Below are 17,023 nucleotides of genomic sequence, written 5' to 3'. Positions count from 1 at the left end.
AAGGGGATTATCTGGTGCGACGTGATAATTGCTGTATTCACCAGGAGATTACTGATATGAGAAGTGCCACGAGAGATACATACAGCACCAGTTCATAGCTTACTCCAATATGGTTGCTTGTGAGGACAACAATAACAATTGCGATTAAATCACCAGTGACAAAAATAGGAAAGAAATATTTATAAGGAAGACGACTGAGTCATGCTCCATATGCGAGTAGATCAGTCACATAGATAAACAGAAAACAAGTAACAATAAACCCTTTAACACTCGAGATATTTTTCACGATTTTGTGGAGTAAGCCAGATTCATTTTTTGCTATATGATCCTCTACATATTTTCTTCCAAAATGTCGACTCAGAAAAAAAGCGATAGAATACCCTATAGCATCCCCGATAACAAGAAGTACTATCGCTGGCCCAACTCCAAAGAGAGATCATGCTACAATGAAGAGGGGTGTTCCTGAAAGAGGAGCAAACACGATAGTACTTATCTTGAGAAGAATAAATACTATTGGTGCTATAGCTCCCGATGATTGCACCAGATTTTGGAGATTTTCCTCTCAATAATATTTGATGCCATAGATACACAAGAGCAATACTAAAATACTTACCCCGATATTCTGTATGTATTTTATGAGTATTTTTCTCATAGTATTTTACCTATTTTCAGAAAGATACCGCTCAATCGTCGTGTAAATAGTCTGATCTACCGGAGGAATCAAAGCAGGTTTATGATATGATGTATACTGACTGAGTACTCCAGAAAGTTCTTTTTCTAGGTTTTCTTGGAGGATACATTCATGTCATTTTTTTTCAAATATCTTTGCATTGTAATATTGATGATTATTGCCAGTATGCGGATGGGGGACGAGGATCATATGGAGCCCAAGTGCTTCAAATTCAAAGACGCTCGATCCGCTCCGAGTCAACACGATGTCACAGGTATAAACCAGTTGAAAGTATTCTTTCTGGTCGTAGAAAAAATCATAGATGGTGACATTTGGAAATGAAGCGAATTTTTCTCGATACTGTGGATTTTTAGTTCCCAAAACGAGATGAATATCAAAATCTCTAGAAGGCGAATTGTCTTTCTCAAGCATCTTCAGAAGTATATCAAAAATAGTGCTCGATCCCTGTGAACCACAATTCACTAGGAGTTGGGTTCGTGGAGATAGAGGAGCTGGTTGTTGGGTTATTATTCCGATATCTTCTGATAAAAGCGGTCCATATCCGCAGATTTTTTTGCCTTCGAAAAAGGTCTCTGCTTCACGAAAAGTACAAAAAATACCACGAGCAAATCGAGCCACGAGTCGGTTTGCCAATCCTGGTACTGAGTCGGATTCATGGAGATAGACTGGTACTCGGAGCATCCATCCAGCGACAGCGACAGGAAGTGAGACATATCATCCTTTTGAAAAAATAGCTCGAGGTTTTTCATCGACGATGATGATAAGTGATTGGAGTATTCAAATCATTATCTGAAAAGGCACCAGGATGGTCTTCCATGAAAAATATCGTCGAAGTTTCCCACAAATTATAGGAGAAAATGGGATATTGTTTGTTTCTGCAAGACGTGATTCGATGCTGTCTTTTTCTCCAATCCATCGGAACGCCTGTTCAGAGAAAATTGATTTTTCAGAAGGAATATTTTTTTGGAGATAGTGTATCAGGTTCAGAAGTGGAAAAACATGTCCTCCTGTTCCGCCTCCGACAACAATCAGTGTTTTATTGGGTGTCATGGTGGAAAAAATCATGAAGTGAGTATAATGAAAAAGTTCTATAATTCCACTTAAAATTAAGAATCCCAGCGTCTTGAGGTGAGGTTCTTAATTAATTGATATTATACTCTTTATAGAATATAATATACTTATGAAACTCTCAAAAAAACATATGATTCTCGGTGGTGCCGCACTTTTAGCTGGTGCTGGATGATTGGTACACCAGAAAATGTCTCCCTCAGTAGCAGATAGCAATAATGCCAAAATCGCTGCTATTTTGGACCAATTGGATCCATCATTGCCTACGAAGGTAGACAAAATCAATCAGCTTACGGAGCGTTATGATATAAGCGACCCTACTGTTAGAGGATTGATAGAATCAGAAACGCGTCATATCCTCGATGTTCCAGATAATATTGAGCTCAATCTAGGAGATGGTACTGTATTTCATTTCCAGCATGAAAAAGGTGGTTCACAAAGGATATGGATTGAATCCCAGGAAACAATATCATGACATACAGTAAAAACCACTTTTACGGATACTAATTGAGACTGTGAGTTTGATGATTGTGAGGTTAAGGATGGAGCCAATGTGTCTACCCGTCCATGTGCACCTGAAGATCGAGAAGAAATTCGCCTATTGCTTGATAAGGTACTCAAAGCGAGCAAAAAATAAGCAGTGAGTGTTTTAGGTGTATAGATTATGATGCAAATAAAGATACGAAACCGAATGAAGAAATATTGACGTTACTAAATTTCTTTATAGGATAGGTAGGTATTTTTTAAATACTTTTTTATGCAATATACTCCTACTCATACGCTGTCCGTCGAAGCAGAAGACACAGCAAACCAATTTATGCGAAAGGTCTACGGATGGATGGCGTTTGCTCTCGCCATATCAGGCGGTATGGCATATTATGTCGCGACCGATCCAACACTTTTTAACTTTATTTTCTCACGAGGACTCTTCACTGCACTGATAATCGTCGAGCTCGGCCTGGTCATCGCGCTTTCATGGCTTATCAATAAGATCAATGCGTTTACAGCGACACTCTTTTTCGTGCTCTATTCACTCGTGACTGGTCTGACACTTTCCGTGGTGTTTCTTGCTTATCAATTTAATTCTATCGTCTCTATCTTTACCTCGACGGCTATGATATTTGCGGCGATGAGTATCTACGGCTACATCACTCGTCGCAATCTGACAGGCATCGGAACACTCGCAATGTTTGGGCTTATCGGTATCATCATAGCATCCCTTATCAATATGTTTGTCGGGAATGGTATGGTCGATACGATTATCGCTGGTATCGGCGTTATCGTCTTTATCGTCCTGACGGCGTATGATACACAAAAGATCAAGATGATGAGTCTCGGGCATACTGCCTGAACGGATAATAGAAAAAAAGCCGCTATCAGTGGTGCATTGATGCTCTATCTCGACTTTATTAATCTCTTCCTCAGTTTGCTGAGGTTATTTGGGAATAGGAGATAATTCTTACCCCCAAACACTTGGTCTCCTACTCTCGATAAGTTCTTTATTCGCTTGTTCAAATACTTGAGCGACTGTGAAGACTTTTTCTTCTCCGAGCTTTGGTCCCATAATCTGGAGACCGACAGGGAGGGCGAGCGAGGCGTCGTCACTAGGTGCAGCGTAGCCAGCAGGCACAGAGATGCCTGGGATACCTGCGAGGGCTCCTGGGACGGTGAAAATATCTGCCATATAGAGAGCGAGAGGATCATCAGCTTTTTCTCCTATTTTCCATGCTACCTGTGGTGAGACAGGGGTAGCGAGGACATCGACTTTGGTAAATACTTCAGCGAATTCTTGGCGTACCATCTCGCGAACGAGAGAGGCACGATGGTAGTACGCATCATAAAAACCAGAGGAGAGCGCAAAGGAACCAATCATAATTCGTCGTTTCGCTTCTGCACCAAATCCTTCTGAACGCGTATGACTAATCCAGTCGGCATAATCTCGGAATGATTCACTGGTGACATGTCCAAATCGTACACCATCAAATCGTGCGAGATTGGTAGAGACTTCAGAAGGGACGATGATATAGTAGGATGCGAGCGCATAGTCGGTCGTAGGAAGAGAGACTTCGATAAGTTCTGCTCCGAGGTCAGTGAGGGTTTTCTTGGCTTGTTCGATGACCTCTCGTGTGCCACTCTCGACACCATCTCAGAAATATTCTTTTGGAAGACCGATTTTTATTCATTTTAAATCCGTGCGTGACCAGATGTCAGAGGAGACTGAGATTCTTCCATCCAAGCTCGTTGCATCGAGAGGGTCGTGGCCCTGCATCGTATCCCAGATAAGGTGTGCATCACGGACATTGCGTGCGAGGACGCCCATAGTATCGAGTGAAGATGCCATCGGGATAACACCATACCGAGAGATGGTTCCGTAGGTTCCTTTGAAGCCGACGACTCATGAGAGAGAGGCAGGTTGTCGCACGCTTCCTCCTGTATCAGTTGCGATAGAGGCAGGCGCCATCCCAGAGGCGACAGATACTACTGACCCAGAGCTGCTTCACCCCGGAACTCGAGTGATATCCCAGGGATTTTTTGTGATACGGATAGCTGAATTTTCGCCTGTGGTTCCCATCGCAAATTCATCATTGTTTACTTTTCCGAGACTGATAATGCCCGCTTCTTTGAGACGTTTTGTCGCGGTCGATTCGTAGGGTGCGACATAGTTTGCGAGCATCTTACTCGACGCCGTGGTCGGTACTCCGACTTCACTATACACATCTTTGATGGCTATTGGAAGACCAGAAAGTGATCATTCATGTGCAATAGGCATGGCAGGCGTACGAAAATTGTATGCCTGAAGTGTCGGATCAAGCTCATCAGAGACATGTACAAAGTGTTCCCAAAGATCAGTTTTTTTGAGCGTGCCATCGCGGAGACCAGCGAGCATTTCGATGATAGAGGCGGAAGAGAGGTTCATACAGTGCTAAAAAGAGAAAATAAGGGATTTTATTTATGATGCAGATTTCTGATACACCAAATAGTTCGGTCGCCGATACCTGTGAGGTGTGGAGGGATTTCGCTGATGCTAAATTCGACATTTTTTCGGTCATACCCCATACTGATAAGGGATTGTATAATAGACTGGTCTTCTGGCGAATAGGTGTTTTCTGGTGTCCTTTTTCTTTGAGGAGCAGAGATGTTTTGAAGTGTCTCGGTATCGAGGGTGCCACGGAGTTCGACGATGATTTTGCTCGCGAGTTTTGGTCCGACACCGACGGCTTGAGTGAGGCGCTTGGATTCTCCGCTTGCTATCGCTTGCATGACTTCATTTTGTCCGAGATCGAGAAGAGAGAGCGCTCATTTTGGTCCGAGACCATTGACACTGAGGAGCTTGGTAAAGAGTTCTTTTTCTTCGTGATCGATAAATCCTATCAGCCGAGAACCCGCTTCTGTCTGATGATGGTAGATCCAGAGGCGGATCTCCTTTCAGATATTTTTTAGTCCGATGACTTTACCTGATACACTGACGGTGTAGCCGATATTATTTACGAGGACGATGATGTCATTTTTCTCGATATATTCGAGAGTACCGATGAGGAGAGCTATCATAGCATCAATAGTATGGAATTTGTGGTAGAATCAAGTTTCTTTTTTTCTTGTAAAATAGAGGAAAGACTTATACTTTTTTGTATGGATTCAAATATGATGTTCATTAGCATTTTCACTGGGGCATTTGGTGCTGGGTATCTGATTTATGGTATCAAACAACAAGCATTTGTAGCACTGGGGTGTGGTATTGTCCTCAGTGTATATCCCTATTTTATACCTAATATTTTTCTCTCAATAGTAATTGGGGTAATTTTTATTGTATTGCCTTGGTTCTGGAGAGCATAGCGAGAGTTGTATTTGCCCAGTATCTGCTATACTGATATGTACCTTATTTTTCTGGTACATTCTTAACTTTTTTTTATGAAAATATTTCTTGCTTTTTTGCTGGGAGTTATCCTTACAGTTGCATCATTTGGTTTGTATCAATTCTATGTTATCCAGAATAATACTACTGTTCCAGTTACAAAACCAGATATCACAATCCCAGTTACGACTCAGCCAACTATGCCAGTAAATACGGATACTCCAAAGACGAATTGTGCCATAGAAGAGATTGCGGGTACTGGCTATACTTTTTGTGCTCCTCTGGATCACAATATCACAAAAAATACTCTTCCTGATAATTCAAAAAAGTTTATTTTTACAAGTCGCACTACAGGTGATACTATCACAGTAGAAGAAAAACTCAAAAGTGTCTCATACACGGATTCAGATTCAAAATTTGGTGATGTAAAAGTTGCCTATAACACTCAGAAAAATATATGGGAGGCGACAGGAGCATGTGATTCCCCAGTTCCGTGTAATCGCTCATTGGTTACGAATCAACGAGTACAGGTATTTATCGGACGATCACGATGGTTGACCTATATTGTCCCTCTCGATAATGTTGGCATCCTCGTCTTCAATAGCACAGGTGGTGGATTCGTTAAACCGTTAGAGGAATTGATACAGACTCTGAAGATAACGAAATAGTAATTATTCTTTGCAATTCTTCTGGGCTCAATAGAATAATTCTATGATAGCAAAAATCTATTCCGTCGTTGTCTCAGGTCTCGACTGACAGCTCGTCGAGGTTGAGGTAGATATCCACAATGGTATGCCAGCATTTATCATCGTAGGTCTACCCGATGCTGCTATCCAGGAAAGTCGTGAACGTGTCCGTTCTGCTATCAAAAATTCTGATCTCCCATTTCCCAGAACAAAAATCACTGTCAATCTCGCACCGGCTGATATCCGAAAAACTGGTCCAAGTTTTGATCTCCCCATAGCGCTCGGTATCGTCGCTGAAGAATGCAAAATTCCTCAAGAACTCTTGAATGAAACTTTGGTAGTGGGAGAATTGGCCCTTGATGGAGCGGTGCGTTCGGTCGCTGCGATTCTTCCGACGGTGATTTTTGCACGAGAACATGGCTATAAACGTGTGATAGTTCCAGAAGAAAATGCCATCGAAGCGGCACTGATACCTGATGTCGAGATTATTCCTGCAAAAAATATCAATGACCTCGTCAAAGCCCTCGCTGGTGAGATACCGATGCCTATTCAGCCGGCTTCTTCTATCGCTGACATCGTCAGTCATACGCCAGAGGAAAATATCGATTTTTCACAAATTATTGGACAACTTTTTGCCAAGAGGGCACTCCTGATCGCAGCGGCAGGTGGGCATAATATCATCATGGAATGACCACCATGATCAGGGAAGACGATGCTCTCAAAGGCACTTCGAGGAATTCTCCCACCGATGGGCTATGAGGAGATAGTCGAGGTGAGCAAGATATATTCCGTCGCTGGAAAACTCTCACGAGAACATCCACTTATCACACAACGACCATTTCGATGTATCCATCATACTGCATCAGCGATTTCTATTATTGGTGGAGGACGAGATTCGAGACCTGGAGAGATCTCTCTGGCGCACAAATGAGTCCTCTTTCTCGATGAGCTGCTTGAGTTTCCTCAGGTGGTACTCGAGACACTTCGACAACCCCTAGAAGATGGTGTTATCTCGATAAACCGTGTACAGAGTAGCTGTGTGTATCCAGCGAGATTTATGCTGGTTGGTGCGATGAATCCGTGCCCATGTGGTTTTATGGGCGACACAATGAAAAAATGTACGTGTCCACCTTTTGCTATCGAGCGATACCGTGCACGACTCTCATGACCACTTCTCGATCGTATGGATATCTTTATTCACGTGCCACGTGTCAATGTTGATGATATCGCACAAAAGACCGTCATTGGACAGACTTCCGCTGAACTTCGAACTCAAGTAATCGCTGCAAGAGAGATGCAATTGAAAAGACTGGCTGCAACGGGCAAAACTTCCAATGCTGAGATGGGCAATAAAGAAATCGAGCAATATTGTCAGCTCGACACGGTCGCTTCAGAAATCCTTCAAAAAGCAGTTCAGAGACTCGATCTCTCGACCCGAGCATATTACCGAACTCTCAAATTAGCACGAACTATTGCCGATCTAGAAGGAGCTGAGGATATCAACCCCACTCATATTACTGAGGCACTTGGATATCGGGAGAGGAGTAAGTAGCAGACGAATCATGTAGTTATGCATCTATTGCTCAAGAGATTATTTTTTTGATCTTTTGCATTTTATTTTTTGTAGTAAGCATTTTCTTCCAAAAATTACCTTCTCATAATTGTATAAAAAATTTTTGAGATATTTTATTTCGTATTTTTTTTAAGCATTTTTTCCCATATTTTGGGAAATACAGAGAGAGGTGACCTCATGTATCATCCTTGCACACAGTATATTCTGAGAGAGTTCATCTTTTGGTCCAATCGTATGTCTCAGAAATAAATATATTTTTCTGATTACTGAGAACTCTCAAAAAACCCTGTAATTGATTTTTTATTCAATTATGTCTAATATGATAGATGTCATCATTGCATATATGTCTTCTTGTGAGTCATGAGACACAAAGGCGCATATAGATGTCATCATCGTCATATCACCAACCTTTCATAATCTCATTATATCAGCGTATTGCTCAGAAATTTTCTGTATGAAGGTACAGCAATCATGCTATATGGGCTTCGTTTGCATCTCTCGCTTTTTGTCGATCTCATGCATAAAATATGGTATTATCTTCTAAAGGGTGATGCTCGAAGAAATTATCTCACAGGATATAATCACAATCCAGTTTTAGTATCTTCGATTTTGACACAAAACGAGCTGCAAGATTATATGCTCTTGTTAGCTCCCAATGTGGTTCATCTTTGACGGAGATAATTTTTATTCTTGGATCTCTTTTCCCGACACTATCGAGACTTTCGTCAGAATCCCAGTCTACGATGATAATTTCATCTATTTCTGCATGTTTTAACCAGCTTCCTATCGCAACCGAGAGGTTTTTTGTCCTATTTTTACATGCGCAAATAGCTGATATTCAAGGTTGTAATTTCATAGGTTATTTCTTCTCAAAAAGTATCTCTGGTTTTGTAATTGTATTCAAGTCAATATTCATCGGTGTATCAAGTGTCGTATTTGGATTTATTCCCATGGCTTTCATCACTTTCCCTGTTGCTTCAGGAATAAAAGGGGAGAGGAGGAGGGTTGTATAATAGACATAGACAAGTCCTGTCACAAGAATTTTTCCTTTTTCTTCTCCAGATTTTTTCCAAGGTTCCAATCGATTAATTCTTGCATTTGCTTCATTTAAAATTCATTCAATGCACATAAATGCTTTCCTAGTGTCATATTCAGCAATAGCATTTTTGTACTCAATTCATCCTTTATATGTTTCTTCGAATGAAGGTTGATTCTCTAAAATATCCCATCATTTTCATTCCAGTTCAGTTAGTGTTGGTATTTCATTATCTCGAAAATTAGTCCATAGTGATAAAATTCGGTTTACAAGATTCCCGTAATTATTTGCGAGCATATCATTGTGTATTGCTTTTATGCGGTCATCGCTGAAATTGAGATCTTGCCCGACACCGACTTCACCTGTGATGTAGAGTCGAAAAGTATCAGAACAATACGAATTTACCATCTCGTGAGGATCAATAACATTGCCAACGGATTTACTCATTTTCGCACCATCTTTATCATTGACGAACCCGTGCACGAGGATTTCCGTTGGAAGTTTTATCTCTGCCGAGAGAAGCATACCAATCCAGGTGAGACAATGGAATCGGGCAATATCTTTACCAATAACATGGAGATCACATGACCAATTTTTGAAAAGTTCATCGATATTTCCATGATTTTCAGGACTGCCAGAAATGTAGTTTGTCAGAGCGTCACACCAGACATACATCACATGATTATCATCATTTGGTACGGGGATTCACCAAGAGAGCTGTTTCTTTGTACGAGAGAAACTCACATCTTCGAGACCATCACCGATCATCGCAAGCATTTCATTTTTTCGAAATTCTGGAATGATTTTTACATCATCATTTTCTATTTTTTTCTTAATATCATTGCTGTATCGACTGAGTCGGAAAAAGTAATTTTCATCTTCTGCCCAGCGAGTTGGCGCCCCTGATTCGATAACATTTTTATCTGCATCAAGTTCTGCTTCTGTTACAAATCTTTCTTCTCGATCGCAATAATACCCAGCATATTGCTTCTTATAAATATCAGATTCGCCTGTTTCTGGATTAATATTTTCCACCATTTTCATCCAAAGTGCTTGCACGACTGGCCAGTGTTTTTCTTTGTCTGTCGTGCGGAGATAGTCGTCAGCCACAACATTGAGATAGGTATTCATTTCTTGAAAACGAGCAACATTTTCATCGAGCATTTGCACGACTGGCACTCAGAGTCATTCAGCAGTTTTAGCGATTTTACTCCCATGTTCATCAGCACCGGTGAGGAAAAATATATCATCTCCGATAAGTCTTCGTCCTCGCACGATAACATCGGTAAGCACCATTTCAAAGGCATGCCCCACATGAGGGGCGCCGTTCATATAGGGGATAGCGGTGGTGATAAGGTGTTTTGTCATAGAGGGTATTATAGTAATATTTTTTGAGACTCCAGAAAAATCTCTATACTGTCAGTATTATGGATGTTTCACAGAAAAAAATAGCACTTGTAACTGATTGGATTACTCATTGGGGTGGTGCGGAGAGGGTGTTTGAACGACTGATGCAGCTCTTTCCTGAAGCGGATATCTATACTTCTGTCTATTTTCCCGAGCGCCCAGAGGTCTTTATGGGCAGAAAGATTAAGACGAGTTTTATCCAAAAGATTCCTTTCTTCAATCGTAGACATAAGCTCTGTATGCTCTTGCGTCCAATGGCTTTTTCTCGGTTTGATTTCTCGGGATATGATCTTGTGATTTCCTGTACTTCTGCGGAGGCGAAGTGAATTCATACTTCATGAAAAACAAAACATATATCGTACTGCCATACACCCACTCGCTATCTCTGGAGTCATAGTGAAGACTACAAAAATTTTCTCGAATTTTGATGGCTGAATTGGCTGGCAAAACTTGTGATTCCGACGGCTTTTTCTCTGATGAAAAAATGGGATAAAAAAGCGGCACAAAGACCAGATATTTTCATCGCTAATTCGAGGAATACGCAGGAAAGAATTAAAAAATATTATGGGAGAGAAAGTACAGTTGTGTATCCATTTTTCATACCAGTTAAGAGTTCCAAGTTAAGAGTTCCAAGTTTTTCTTCTGACAAACAACTCGGCACTCGGCACTCGGCACTCGGCACTTATTTCGTGTGTCTCGGCCGTGTTGTCCCGTATAAGCGCTTTGATCTCGCAATTCTTGCTTGCAATGAGCTTAAAATCCCTCTTAAAATATTTACGAGCACGATAAATGATGAAGTGAAGCGATTGCAGGATATCTCATGACCAACGATTGATTGGATTTTTCATGCTTCAGATACTGAAGTAGCCGAGTGACTCGCAGGAGCAGCAGGATTTCTGATGCCACAAGAAGAGGATTTTTGAATTGTAGCCCTTGAGGCGATGTCACATGGGATACCCGTGATTGCCTATGGAAGATGAGGCGTTCTCGAAACGGTTTCCCATGGGGAAAGTGGGATTTTGTTCCCAGAACAGACAGTTGATTCTCTTGTTCTCGCTATCCAAATATCTCTTGCAAGAGAGTGGAATGCGGACATTATTCGAGAACATGCGAATAAGTGGAGCGTAGAGCGATTTGACCGTGGATTTTTGGAAGTCGTGGAGGGTGTCTTGTAAAAAGGTGGTTTTTCCTATACTCTTTTTGAATTTTATTATGAAACTTCTTATTTTTTGAGACATTTATGGAAAAATCGGTCGCAAGATGCTTGCGGCGCATTTACCTGCACTTCGAAAACACTATTTGCCTGATGCCGTTATCGCCAATAATGAAAATATCTCACATGGGAAATGACCGCGTCTCAATCAGATTCATTGGCTTGAGTCACAATGAGTCGATATATTTACAGGAGGGAATCATAGTCTCGAGTCTCGCAATGATATCGCTGACTATATGAATGCCCCTGACTCAAAGCAGCTTCGTCCACACAATCTGATAGGAGAGGATCTTCCATGAAAAGGGTATCGAGTCTATGATATCGCGGGACAAAAACTCCTTGTTATCAATCTCATAGGCACTGTCTTTATGAAAGAGGAATCAGAGAACGCATTTCAAACAATTGATACTATTTTGGCACAGTATTCAAAAGATGCCGTGGATGCCATCGTGGTCGATTATCACAAAGAAGTCACTTCTGAGGGGTATGCAATGGCGAATTATCTGGATGGTCGTGCTTCTGTACTCTTTGGAACTCATACCCATGTTCAATCCAATGATGCAGAGATTTGGCCGAAATGACTCTGATTTATCAATGATATCTGATTTGCGTGAGCTCGGCATAGTATTATCGGTGTCGATTGGGAGCTCGTCAAGCATCGTTTTATTGAGTGACGTATGGAAGGATTGATGTCTCCTGATGAACATGGACTATGAGTCCTTTCTGGTCTTTTCGTTGAAATAGAAAATAAAAAGTGTATCAAACTGGAGACGATTCGGATTTGTGAATAATATTATGATTACTATTACCATTGACTGACCTGCTGGAAGTGGAAAAGGCACAACAGCTAAACTTCTTGCCGAAAAACTCGGGTTTCAATATCTCGATTCTGGAGCGATGTATCGTGCGGTTGCAGTGTATCTGGCTGAGAGATGAGTCAATTTGGAATCCGTTACAGAAGAGAATATTTCGTGAATTATTCTTGATTTTGATGGGCAAAATCATATTTGTATTAATTGAGAAGAATATGAATCCAGGATTCGTACGGCCGAAGCAGGAATTTGATCATCCCAGATTTCTTCACAACCTATCGTGAGGGCTTGTGTCATCTCTGCAGGTCAAAAGATTCTTGAAAGAAATAATTATGTTCTCGAATGACGAGATACGGGAACTGTCTGGGCACCATCGGCTGATGTAAAAATTTATTTAGTTGCCGATCCTACAGTACGTGCACACCGTAGGTTTCTGGATCTCAGACATAAAGGGGATGATATCACAGAAGCGGAAGTTCTCAAACAAATAGTTGCTCGAGATTATCGAGATATGTCACGTCTTGATGGACCTCTTGTAAAACCAGAAGGAGCGTATGAAATCGACACAACACATATTACTATACCAGAACAGGTGGAACAGATTTATGAGATTGTAACAAGAAAGTCAGCTATTTATTCAGGTGAAAATACCACAGTATAGTCACTTCATAGCATCATTCTAGTTGTTCATGAGCCAAAAATAGTTTTGACAACTCTCGTGAGAAACTCTTTTGGATATAGATCGTCTAGTTTGATTCATTTTTTCTTTAAGGAACTTTCTAAGAGCGGATGGAAATCATTTATTCATATACAGTTTCCTTCTAATTTTCATGCTAGTTCTTCTAGCATTTTTTTTGGGATTCTACACTTAATCTCTTTCTCTCATTCAATTGCTTCTTTTTTTGCTTTTTCAATTATTGGGGCAAGTGATTGAAAAAATGTATCAAATTCAGTCTCTCAGATAGCTGATATTTCTTTTCATTTATCTTGCGCAGTAATCATCTGAACTCTGTCTCCAATTCATAATTGCAGAGTCTCGACTTCTGGTCATGCCTTTCCTGAATCTATATTGATAGTCCCATCAGGCAGTGATCAAGGTTGTGTTTTATATTGAGTAGACATAGAAAAATTAATGACAAAGTATACTACCATATACTACCACACTTTTTTACACATTGCAAATTACTTTGCAAAATACAAAAACTTCATAGTATCACTATGCCAGAAGGAGACATATGCCCCGCTCATTTTAGTCATCACTTAGATTTCTACTGTATGATGACTAAAATGAGCGGGGAGGAAAGTCCGGACATCGCACCCCGCTCCTTTTTATTCTTTTACTTCATGTATGTACTATGTTTACATGTTGCACAACCCGGTAACAGGCAAGTATTACATAGGATATAGCTCTGATCTCAAAAAGAGATTTTAAGAACATATCTCATGAAAAAATACCTCTACATGCAATCATTGTGCTGATTGGAAACTCGTGTATTATGAGGCATATATGACCGCAAAAAGTGCGAGAAGTCGAGAAAAACAGCTTAAGGCACATGGTAAATGAGTCGCTGTTATCAAGGCCCGCATACAAATAGGTACTGGAGAATAAAAAGGAGCGGGGGAACCTGAGAGCTAACGGCTCTAGCTGTATAGGTGACTATATGGTATGGAAAGTGCCACAGAGACTCAACAGTGCTATGATAATACGAGAAAAGAATTCGTTCATAGTGCCAAGGTGAAAAGTCTCAGCAGTTCTTTTCCTCGCTGAGAGGCATTCGAGCAATCGAAATGTCTCGGTAAACCCCAGGTGATGCAAGCATACTGGTCCCGCTTCGGTGGGGGGTATGCGCTTGAGTCAGAGAGCAATTTCTGACCTAGAGAGATATATGTCGAGACACAGAATCCGGCTTATTACTTCTGGCATTTATACGATTTTTTGTTGGTGAATATACTTTTCGATCGCTTTTCCTGCTCATGTGATAAATTCGAGGAGGAGGATGTAGAGTGGTACTCAGAGGAAAAAACCTCCAATACCCACAAAGTGCTCTGAGACGAATAGTATAATAAATATAATTGGTGCAGGAATATTCAGAGATTGTCCGACAATTCGTGGATTGAGAATATAGGATTCTATCACATGGATGATGAGGAGCATCGATAAAATCGTTATAATGATACCCCATCCAGGGTAGGCAACTACGCCCGCAAAGAGAATCGGTATACCACTAATAAAAACCCCAAGTATTGGCACAAAACTCGTCAAGAACGTAATAAAGCCCAGCGCAAGTAAGTATGGAAATGTTGTACCACCGTCGAGCGAAAGTAGCCCATAAAAAAATCCTATAATCACGAGCCCAAGGACTGTCAAAATAGTATTTACGACGGCTATTTTGAATTGTGCATAAAACACGAGTCAGAAGCTATGGGTTATTTTTCGGAAGATAATCCGAAGATCATTATAAAAGAATGCAAATGGACCTTGTTTGAGCTGGGAAAGATAGGTTTTTGCTGTATTATTTTCCAGGAGCCATACAAAACTGACGATATAACCAAAAATAATCTGGAAAAATATACTTCCAATATGAATAACTTTTGCGACAATCTCTTTTGTATCGGTGGTAGGGGAGATGACATTGATAAAATCACTAATTTGCGTGGATATATTTTGCCATTGTCAGAGCGTGCTCTGTAATCCAAAAGATCCGAGATCAATTCCAAATTTCTGTGAAAAATCCTGTAATAACTGAGCTATATCAGTAATCAGCGTTGGACCTATATCTGAGAAAATATAGATACAGAGCAATGCAAAAAAGATGTAGAGTATTGAGAGGAGTGTTTTTTCTCATGTTATTTTAACGATGAGAAATCGAATACTTTCTGGGATATTATTCTTTCTTTTTGCCACAAAAAGATGGACATATCGTGAGGAATTTCCAAAGAGTGAAGCACACAAAAAAGCAGTCAAAAAGAATACCAAGAACTCTTTTCAGAGATAGACAATCAGAAGTATCCCCAAAAAAGATACTGTATGTTCGGCAAAAGAACGGGTAAATATAAACTGAGAGAGGAATTTTCGCATAACTCTATGCTATGCGTTTTCACCGAAAAGCAAATTTTTCATTATCCAAATATCTCTTCGGCAATATCAGTAGGAGACTCGCTTTTTGTATTTGTTAGTGTTTCATTTATGAGAAGAACTATTTCTACTTTTTTTGCCCCTAGAGCATACCCGACGGTTTCGATCATATTCCAGTGATTCCCTTCACGGCATCGAGTTTCTGCAAAAGATGTTGTCTTTATAGTGATAATTCCATCAGTCAAATCTATATCTGCTGTTCTGAGAAGAGGAAGAAGATTTTGTTTTATACCTCTTTCGATAAGTTTTTGGAGAAAGAATTCTTTTGAAAAAGAAGCATTTTCTTGTGGATCTATTGTGGATATACCCTCGAGGATTGCGGGAATCTCAATAACTTCCTCTGTCAGTATAATTTCTCATTCATCAGAAGATTCTGTGAGATCGTCTTCGTTTTTTGGAATCCTTTTTGGCATATCTGGCGTTGGTGCGGTGTCAGGGGAACTTAGCTCTTTATATTCCTGGGTTTTATAATAATGTATAGCTTCACTATTTTTTGTGATACACTCGCAGAGAGACATCGTGAGGACATCCATAGGGACCGAAACTTGTTTGCTCTCCACATAGATTCTCGTAAATCGGTCGAAGACACTCTTATAGAGAGGAAATTGTTTTTTTGCGAGCGCTTCTTCTATGTGATTTGCTATCCATTCGGTCATTTGTCCTGCAAAAGTCCTCACATTAACGCCCGTTTTTTGTATTACTTCGAACACTTCTTGTATTTTATAACCATCTCAACTTATACAAGCATCAAGTGTTTTTGCGAGAAAGTCCGGGCCCACGAGCTGGAGAGCGCTCTCCACATATGCTTGTGTCAATGTCTTGTCGAGAATACATTTTTCGAGTATTGTGAGAGAATCTCTGAGACTTCATCTGGATCGATGGATGATGAGGTCGAGTGCTCCAGGTTCTATTTTTATCCCTTCTTTTTTACATATTTTTTCGAGGAGTCAGCGCATATCTGTATCATTGATTCTCTCGAGATCAAAACGAATGACTCGTGATAATATCGTATCAGGTACCTTGTTTATTTCCGTTGTTGCAAGGAGAAATATCACATGTGGTGGTGGCTCCTCGAGTGTTTTGAGAAGGGCATTAAATGCTCATTTTGAGAGCATATGGACCTCGTCGATGATGTAGATCTTGTATTTTCCTTGACTCGGAGTGAATTTAGCATGCTCGATAACTTCTCGTATGTTCTCTACACCCGTATAGCTCGCAGCATCTATCTCTATCACATCCATCATCCGTTTATTGGCAAAAGCGAGACAGTTCTCACATTTTTCACAAGGATTTCCATCAGGGAGAATATTGGTACAGTTTACGGTTTGAGCGAAGATACGAGCCAATGTCGTCTTTCCAGTCCCATGAAATCCAAAAAATATATATCCGTGGTGTAGTGTGTGATTTCGACAAGAATTCATCAGGACCTTTTTGATAAAATCCTGCCCTACTACATCCTCAAATGAGTGTGGTCGATACTTCTGATAGAGTGACTGGTGAGTTGTTTCTGACATGCGAGTAGTATAGGAAAATGAGACAAAAAAACAA

The 17,023-nt window shown here is 40.5% G+C and carries 17 protein-coding genes and 1 other RNA gene; 9 read left to right on the top strand and 9 right to left on the bottom strand.

Translation table 25 applies throughout. From position 1 onward, the window contains the following. Window positions 1–7: 7 nt before the first annotated feature. Complete coding sequence (locus WC753_00965; protein MFA6080035.1) at window positions 8–652, bottom strand: VTT domain-containing protein; 645 nt, start codon at window positions 650–652, stop codon at window positions 8–10. 6 nt (window positions 653–658) lie between these two features. Next, entirely contained in the window at window positions 659–1,756 is a 1,098-nt protein-coding gene (locus tag WC753_00960) for a UDP-N-acetylglucosamine--N-acetylmuramyl-(pentapeptide) pyrophosphoryl-undecaprenol N-acetylglucosamine transferase (GenBank protein MFA6080034.1), read from the bottom strand. A gap of 115 nt (window positions 1,757–1,871) precedes the next feature. Between WC753_00960 and WC753_00955 the strand changes: the two genes are divergently transcribed. Then, on the top strand, window positions 1,872–2,396 hold the full coding sequence (locus tag WC753_00955; protein ID MFA6080033.1) for a hypothetical protein: 525 nt from the start codon (window positions 1,872–1,874) through the stop codon (window positions 2,394–2,396). 120 nt (window positions 2,397–2,516) lie between these two features. Next, entirely contained in the window at window positions 2,517–3,215 is a 699-nt protein-coding gene (locus WC753_00950; protein MFA6080032.1) for a Bax inhibitor-1/YccA family protein, read from the top strand. A 3-nt stretch (window positions 3,216–3,218) separates the two neighbouring features. Here WC753_00950 and gatA read toward each other — a convergent pair whose 3' ends face one another. Next, complete coding sequence (gatA, locus tag WC753_00945; protein MFA6080031.1) at window positions 3,219–4,676, bottom strand: Asp-tRNA(Asn)/Glu-tRNA(Gln) amidotransferase subunit GatA; 1,458 nt, start codon at window positions 4,674–4,676, stop codon at window positions 3,219–3,221. Between the two features lie 29 nt (window positions 4,677–4,705). Then, window positions 4,706–5,308 carry a Holliday junction branch migration protein RuvA gene (ruvA, locus tag WC753_00940; protein ID MFA6080030.1) on the bottom strand — a complete coding sequence of 201 codons (603 nt, stop codon included), beginning with the start codon at window positions 5,306–5,308 and terminating at the stop codon, window positions 4,706–4,708. Between the two features lie 81 nt (window positions 5,309–5,389). On the opposite strand from ruvA, the gene WC753_00935 reads away from it, so the two are divergent. From WC753_00935 to WC753_00925, 3 genes are all read left to right on the top strand, one after another. Then, on the top strand, window positions 5,390–5,593 hold the full coding sequence (locus WC753_00935) for a hypothetical protein (protein MFA6080029.1): 204 nt from the start codon (window positions 5,390–5,392) through the stop codon (window positions 5,591–5,593). A gap of 75 nt (window positions 5,594–5,668) precedes the next feature. Continuing rightward, on the top strand, window positions 5,669–6,280 hold the full coding sequence (locus WC753_00930) for a hypothetical protein (GenBank protein MFA6080028.1): 612 nt from the start codon (window positions 5,669–5,671) through the stop codon (window positions 6,278–6,280). Between the two features lie 43 nt (window positions 6,281–6,323). After that, on the top strand, window positions 6,324–7,850 hold the full coding sequence (locus tag WC753_00925; protein MFA6080027.1) for a YifB family Mg chelatase-like AAA ATPase: 1,527 nt from the start codon (window positions 6,324–6,326) through the stop codon (window positions 7,848–7,850). A gap of 16 nt (window positions 7,851–7,866) precedes the next feature. Here WC753_00925 and WC753_00920 read toward each other — a convergent pair whose 3' ends face one another. Both WC753_00920 and metG read right to left on the bottom strand, forming a co-directional pair. Then, window positions 7,867–8,727, bottom strand: a complete 861-nt coding sequence (locus tag WC753_00920; protein ID MFA6080026.1) for a galactosyltransferase-related protein — start codon at window positions 8,725–8,727, stop codon at window positions 7,867–7,869. 3 nt (window positions 8,728–8,730) lie between these two features. Beyond that, on the bottom strand, window positions 8,731–10,275 hold the full coding sequence (gene metG, locus WC753_00915) for a methionine--tRNA ligase (protein ID MFA6080025.1): 1,545 nt from the start codon (window positions 10,273–10,275) through the stop codon (window positions 8,731–8,733). Between the two features lie 23 nt (window positions 10,276–10,298). Between metG and WC753_00910 the strand changes: the two genes are divergently transcribed. The 3 genes from WC753_00910 to cmk are packed head-to-tail and all read left to right on the top strand — an operon-like array spanning window position 10,299 to window position 13,000. After that, complete coding sequence (locus WC753_00910) at window positions 10,299–11,489, top strand: glycosyltransferase (protein ID MFA6080024.1); 1,191 nt, start codon at window positions 10,299–10,301, stop codon at window positions 11,487–11,489. Window positions 11,490–11,526: 37 nt separating this feature from the next. Further along, window positions 11,527–12,318, top strand: a complete 792-nt coding sequence (locus WC753_00905; protein ID MFA6080023.1) for a TIGR00282 family metallophosphoesterase — start codon at window positions 11,527–11,529, stop codon at window positions 12,316–12,318. A 4-nt stretch (window positions 12,319–12,322) separates the two neighbouring features. Beyond that, the gene (gene cmk, locus WC753_00900) at window positions 12,323–13,000 is read left to right on the top strand and encodes a (d)CMP kinase (protein MFA6080022.1); all 678 of its coding nucleotides are present in this window, start codon (window positions 12,323–12,325) and stop codon (window positions 12,998–13,000) included. On the opposite strand, the gene WC753_00895 is transcribed toward cmk, so the two are convergent. After that, on the bottom strand, window positions 12,973–13,461 hold the full coding sequence (locus WC753_00895; GenBank protein ID MFA6080021.1) for a hypothetical protein: 489 nt from the start codon (window positions 13,459–13,461) through the stop codon (window positions 12,973–12,975). The two genes, cmk and WC753_00895, sit on opposite strands and share 28 nt — an antisense overlap. 431 nt (window positions 13,462–13,892) lie before the next feature. On the opposite strand from WC753_00895, the gene rnpB reads away from it, so the two are divergent. Next, an RNA gene (gene rnpB, locus WC753_00890) (RNase P RNA component class A) lies at window positions 13,893–14,267 on the top strand. On the opposite strand, the gene WC753_00885 is transcribed toward rnpB, so the two are convergent. Together WC753_00885 and dnaX are read right to left on the bottom strand one after the other, a co-directional pair. Next, window positions 14,264–15,418 (bottom strand): AI-2E family transporter, encoded by a 1,155-nt coding sequence (locus WC753_00885; GenBank protein ID MFA6080020.1) that lies wholly within the window; start codon window positions 15,416–15,418, stop codon window positions 14,264–14,266. The two genes, rnpB and WC753_00885, sit on opposite strands and share 4 nt — an antisense overlap. A 41-nt stretch (window positions 15,419–15,459) precedes the next feature. Further along, window positions 15,460–16,989, bottom strand: a complete 1,530-nt coding sequence (gene dnaX, locus WC753_00880; GenBank protein MFA6080019.1) for a DNA polymerase III subunit gamma/tau — start codon at window positions 16,987–16,989, stop codon at window positions 15,460–15,462. Window positions 16,990–17,023 lie beyond the last annotated feature (34 nt).

It is taken from the genome of Candidatus Gracilibacteria bacterium (genome assembly GCA_041660965.1).
Classification (GTDB): Bacteria; Patescibacteriota; Gracilibacteria; order BD1-5; family JAGOOR01; genus JAGOOR01.
The sequence above is the reverse complement of the archived record's forward strand: the minus strand, read 5'-3'. Positions and strand labels throughout refer to the sequence as shown.